Origin of the sequence: Anaerovibrio sp. (assembly GCF_024697385.1) — a bacterium.
Taxonomy (GTDB): Bacteria; Bacillota; Negativicutes; order Selenomonadales; family Selenomonadaceae; genus Anaerovibrio.
Genome location: NZ_JAILFV010000030.1, coordinates 1 through 5,156, shown reverse-complemented (window position 1 = coordinate 5,156; position 5,156 = coordinate 1). Strand labels below are relative to the sequence as shown.

Annotated in this window: 5 protein-coding genes; all 5 read left to right on the top strand. The window is 40.8% G+C overall.

From position 1 onward, the window contains the following. Positions 1-138: 138 nt before the first annotated feature. Positions 139-726 (top strand): hypothetical protein, encoded by a 588-nt coding sequence (locus tag K6C05_RS01645; protein WP_296730611.1) that lies wholly within the window; start codon positions 139-141, stop codon positions 724-726. 153 nt (positions 727-879) lie between these two features. Continuing rightward, a complete protein-coding gene (locus tag K6C05_RS01640) occupies positions 880-1,821 on the top strand; it encodes a DUF134 domain-containing protein (RefSeq protein ID WP_296730609.1) in 942 nt (313 codons plus the stop codon). 71 nt (positions 1,822-1,892) lie between these two features. After that, complete coding sequence (locus tag K6C05_RS01635; protein ID WP_296730607.1) at positions 1,893-2,735, top strand: Mrp/NBP35 family ATP-binding protein; 843 nt, start codon at positions 1,893-1,895, stop codon at positions 2,733-2,735. Positions 2,736-2,989: 254 nt separating this feature from the next. After that, positions 2,990-4,111, top strand: a complete 1,122-nt coding sequence (locus K6C05_RS01630) for a hypothetical protein (protein ID WP_296730605.1) — start codon at positions 2,990-2,992, stop codon at positions 4,109-4,111. Between the two features lie 11 nt (positions 4,112-4,122). Further along, positions 4,123-5,156: histidine-type phosphatase (locus tag K6C05_RS01625; protein WP_296730604.1), on the top strand; the 1,034-nt coding region annotated here is incomplete at its 3' end.

The following is a 5,156-nucleotide window of genomic DNA, read 5'->3' as shown; positions in this document are numbered from 1 at the left end:
GGGTGGCAATATCTTTAGAGGTATTTTCGCCCTTGTTTTTTTCAGATAAAATTATATTTTGGAGAAGAAAAATTTTAACAATTGCGTTATAATACAACTATTAAAAATAAAACCATTTTAATTTATATGGGGGTTATTATGAAAAAAATACTATTTACTATTTTGGTAGCATTATTTGCCATGTCAGCGGTTTGTTCTGCGGCTACAGGCAAAATAGCAGTCATTCCGTATCTCGATACCACGGAAGCAACCATTGACAAGGATTATTTGCCCGGGTTTATGCACACCTATTACAATGATGCAATGGGGAAGCTGGGGCTTAGTGTTATACCTGAAAAGGATGTTCAGGCTGCTTTGGATGAAGCAGGGTATGATGTCAGCAATCAGATGATAGCTGATAAGGATATAATGGCTGCTGTTGCCGAAAAAACCGGTGCTGATTATGTGGTTGCTGTAGAATTAAATGATCTGAAGGATGCAAAGCACGAGTCTTTTTTTCAGTATAAGATAAGTGTCTCGGTAAAAATGAGATATAACTTTTATACAGCTGCCAAAAAGAAGCTGTTGGCCTTTCAGGTAACCGGTGCAGATGAAAACAAAACGATTTTGGGTGGAGTCGGAACAAAGAGTCCTATCAAAAATTCATTAAAAAAAGCTTCCGGTAAAGCCAATGATAAAATAAAGATTGAATTGGCTGCCAATAAAATTAGTCTTTTGACAGAATAATCAAAGGATATACAATGGGACTTGTTTAGGAGAAGTTATCTGCTGGACAAGTCTTTTTCTTTTTATTTTTTGAATTTATTGAAAAAATTATTGACATATGTTGGTAATTTGCTAAAATATGGTTAAAGACATATGTCAAAAAAGGAGTGCGCCATGGCCAGACCAGTAAAGAAGAAAAAAATATGCTCATTACCTGTTTTTCAGGAATTTATTCCCAGAAATTTCATTGAGGATATGCCGGAAGTTTGTATGTCTGTAGAAGAATTTGAAACTATACGGCTAATGGATTTCAATGGATTAAATCAGCAGGAATGTGCAGACCGGATGGGCGTTGCCAGGACTACGGTTCAGGCTATGTATATGGCTGCACGAAAAAGAATGGCTGCATGTCTTGTTGAAGGACGGCCATTAAAAATTGTTGGTGGAGACTATGAGGTGTGTGATGGGGATGAACAATGCTGTCCTGGTCATCACAGCAAGCATCGTTGTCCACAGTATTGGAAAGGAAGAGAAAATATGAAATTAGCAGTAACTTACAGTAATGGTCAAATTTTCCAGCATTTTGGCAAAAGCAGCGAGTTTAAGCTCTATACTATTGAGGATAATAAAATTACCAGCTCTGAAGTCATCAGTACGAATGGTGAGGGACATGGAGCTTTGGTTGGCATTCTGAAACAGCAGCAGGTTGATACTTTGATTTGTGGTGGCATTGGTGCCGGAGCACAGAGCGCATTGGCTGATGCAGGTATTACTCTTTATGGTGGAGTAAAAGGTTCTGCGGATGAGGCGGTAGATGCATTGTTGGCAGGTAAACTGTCATATGATCCTGCGGTTCATTGTGATCATCATGGGCATGGTCATGGTGAAAAGCATGGCCATTGCCATGAAGGCCATGGTGAAGGTCATTGTCATGGAGAAGGTCATGGCGATGGTCACTGTCATGGTGAAGGACATGGTGATGGTAAAGGTCATTGCAAAGGCAATGGACAGGGAAATGGTAAAGGCAATGGACAGGGTCAGGGCCATGGTAAAGGCAATGGACAGGGACATGGCAAAGGTAACGGACAGGGTCGCGGGGGTCAAGGTGCCCATTGACGATTATAGTTTTGTGCTGTATAGTTAAACCTGTGTGATGTTTAATATTATATTATAGGAGGCCAGTATTTATGGCAGAAGAATGTAATCATGACTGCAATTCCTGTGGAACTACCTGTAGTTCCGATACCCGCAAGATGGGTGATATGTTTGAGGCACCTAATGACCTCAGTAACATCCGCCATGCAATTGCCGTTGTCAGCGGTAAGGGTGGTGTCGGTAAATCTCTGGTAACAGGATTGCTTTCTGTGGAAATGTCCCGAAAGGGCCGGCATGTGGGCGTAATGGATGCTGATATTACAGGTCCTTCTATCCCTAAAATGTTTGGTGTATCAGGGGAAATAATAGGTAGTCAGGCAGGTGCCTTTCCAGTGACATCAGCTGGTGGGATTGATATTGTCAGCATGAATCTGTTTCTTGAAAACAATACAGATCCGGTTGTTTGGCGCGGTCCAATTTTAAGTGGAGTAGTAAAGCAGTTTTGGCAGGATGTTATATGGAACGATGTTGATTATCTCTTTATTGATATGCCACCTGGGACTGGCGATGTGCCGTTAACTGTCATGCAGTCCATTAAGCTGGATGGTATCGTCATAGTTACCAGCCCTCAGGAGCTTGTTTCCATGATTGTGGCAAAAGCCGTAAAAATGGCTTCAGCAATGAAGGTTCCGATTTTGGGGCTTGTGGAAAATCTCAGCTATTTTGAATGTCCTGATTGCGGGAAAAAGCATGAAATCTTTGGCGCAAGTCACCTTGAGGAAATAGCCAAGGAATATCATTTGGATATTTTGGGGCGTATTCCTATTCAGCCTAAATTGGCGGCCGAATGTGATGCCGGTCAGATTGAATCCGTGGAGGATTCCTATCTTCAGGAAGCTGCTGATAAGCTGTTGGAGCTGGAGAAAAAAGCCTGATAGGCTGTATATTTTCATAATAAAATTTAAGGCAGTGGTGCATTATTTCGCATCACTGCTTTATTAATGTCCCCAATATTGTGAGAAATGTTTAGAGAGTATTTTATTGCAGCATATTCTGAGGATATTAGGACTAAAGCAGTATTTTTCTTTAGAGGGGAGAAAACAAAATAAAGGATTTTGTCATTGCATGAAGAAATAGATAAACAGCATTAAGAGAAAAGAATGGTTTGTGTTCTTTTGGGGGCATGATTATGTATGGTGATTTACTTGACCGGGAAAAGGAAATACTGCAGACATATTCGGATAATATAGAAACCTATGTTGAATTAGGCGAAATATTACATACCAAGCTTACTGAGATGATAAAAAAGAACGGTTTTTTTACCATGGATGTATGCCATAGGATTAAAACAGTTGGCAGCTTGGCTGAAAAGCTCAGGAGGAAGAGCGGCAAGTATGCGTCTATTTATGATATTACTGATTTATGTGCGGCAAGAATCATTTGCTACTTAAATGTAACAGTTGATGAAATAGCAGATGCATTAAAGAAAAATTTCGTCTTGGACAAGTTTAACTCCATTGACAAGCGCAAGGCTCTAAGTGCCACTCAGTTTGGGTATTTGTCGTTGCACAACGTGGTATCTTTGAAGCCTGATGAGGGCTTTAGGCCTGAGTTGTGTAAAATACGCTGTGAGATCCAGATAAGGACAGTATTGCAGCATGCCTGGGCAGAGATTGAACATGATTTGGGATATAAGAGCAGCTATGGCGTACCAAACACCATTCGTCGGGAATTTTCCCGCATTGCAGGCTTGTTGGAAATTGCAGACAATCAGTTTGTTGAACTTAATTCAAATATTCAGCAGTATAAGAAGGATATTGCTGAACAACTGGAAAGTGGTGAGTATCAGGCCCTTCCTTTGGATGAGGTAACCCTGAACGAATACCTGACCAAAAACGATGAATTCTTTGAATTTGTCGAGATGTATAGTAACGCGGCTCAGGTGGAATATTTACCTACGCCGGCATATGGGCATCTCCGCAGTCTTTCCTGGTTGGGAATAACAAATTTGGGAGAGCTGTATAGTGCCTTGTTGGAGTATAGTGATACTATGCTGAAGATTACCAGGTATATTTGTCAAAAAAGTAACCTGGATTTTTTCACCACCAATGTTATGTTTAATAATTTGTGTCAGGCCATGCTTATTAAAAACAAATATACCAGAGAACAGATATCCAGATTTATGTCATTGACGGCCAATGGCAATATGGAGAAAATACGGTTGGATACCGATGAATTATTTGAGCTTAGCAGAAAGCTCAGGCTGGTTTCTGATAATAAATGGATCACAGGTATCTGGGGAGATGTATAGAAAGGATTTGTATGAGTTGTGCGGATTTACACCGGACTGGTGAAAAAAACAGGTTATCAGACCTTGGGCTTATCAGTCTGATAATACTTTTCCTCTTGCTCTTGGGGAGCTGCAGCTCCAATGCTTCTGAGCTGGCAGATAAGGGGTATCAGCTGAAAAAAGTGGTAGTATTCAGCCGCCATAATCTTCGCGCTCCACTAGTTTCAGCTGATTCTGATGTGGCAAGACTTACAAATAATACCTGGCACCTGTGGGATGTTCCGTCCGGTAATCTTACTCCCCGGGGAGAAGTAAATGAAGCCCTTATGGGACATTTTTTTCGGTGTTATCTCATAGATGAAGGCTTTATGCCTGAAAATTGGCAACCATCTATTGGTGAGGTAGTCTTTTATGCCAATTCCTTTCAACGAACTATTACAACGGCCCGTTTTTTTGCCGGAGGGATGATGCCAGTGGCGAATATACAGGTGAAGTATCTGAAGGCTATCGATAAATCTGATGAGGTGTTTATAAGACCATTGGCTTTTGATACTCCAAGGTTTTATGAATTAGGTATGAACTTCCATAATAATAAGATTCCGGATTATCTTATGAGAGCGCAAAAGGGGGTTAGTACCCTGGATAAGGTGCTGAATTTTAAAAATTCGCCTTATGCATCGGAAACAGGGATTGACGCAATGGACCCTATGGACCTTTCCTTACGGTTGAGGGGCAATGATAATGTAGTGAGATATGAGGGCTTTTTCGTTAAAGCCTACAAGGCGTCAGATACACTTATTATGCAGTATTATGATGAACCGGATGATAATAAGGCAGATTGGGGTGCAGGGCTCACGGAAAATGAGTGGCAGGATATTGGGCTTTTGTATACCTTAGGCTTGGGCATGCTTGTGGATAATCCGGCCCTGTATTTGAGAAATACTAATCTTTTGCTACAGGAAATAGATGCTGCACTAAAAGATGAAAATCGTAAATTTACTTTTTTATGTGGACATGATACCAATCTGGTGATGCTGTTAAATGTTTTGGGCGCAGGTGATTATCA

What these genes read in the sequence shown, in the direction of transcription:
- K6C05_RS01645 (WP_296730611.1), top strand. Translation starts at nt 139, where the DNA reads ATGAAAAAAATACTATTTACTATTTTGGTAGCATTATTTGCCATGTCA.
- K6C05_RS01640 (WP_296730609.1), top strand. Translation starts at nt 880, where the DNA reads ATGGCCAGACCAGTAAAGAAGAAAAAAATATGCTCATTACCTGTTTTT.
- K6C05_RS01635 (WP_296730607.1), top strand. Translation starts at nt 1,893, where the DNA reads ATGGCAGAAGAATGTAATCATGACTGCAATTCCTGTGGAACTACCTGT.
- K6C05_RS01630 (WP_296730605.1), top strand. Translation starts at nt 2,990, where the DNA reads ATGTATGGTGATTTACTTGACCGGGAAAAGGAAATACTGCAGACATAT.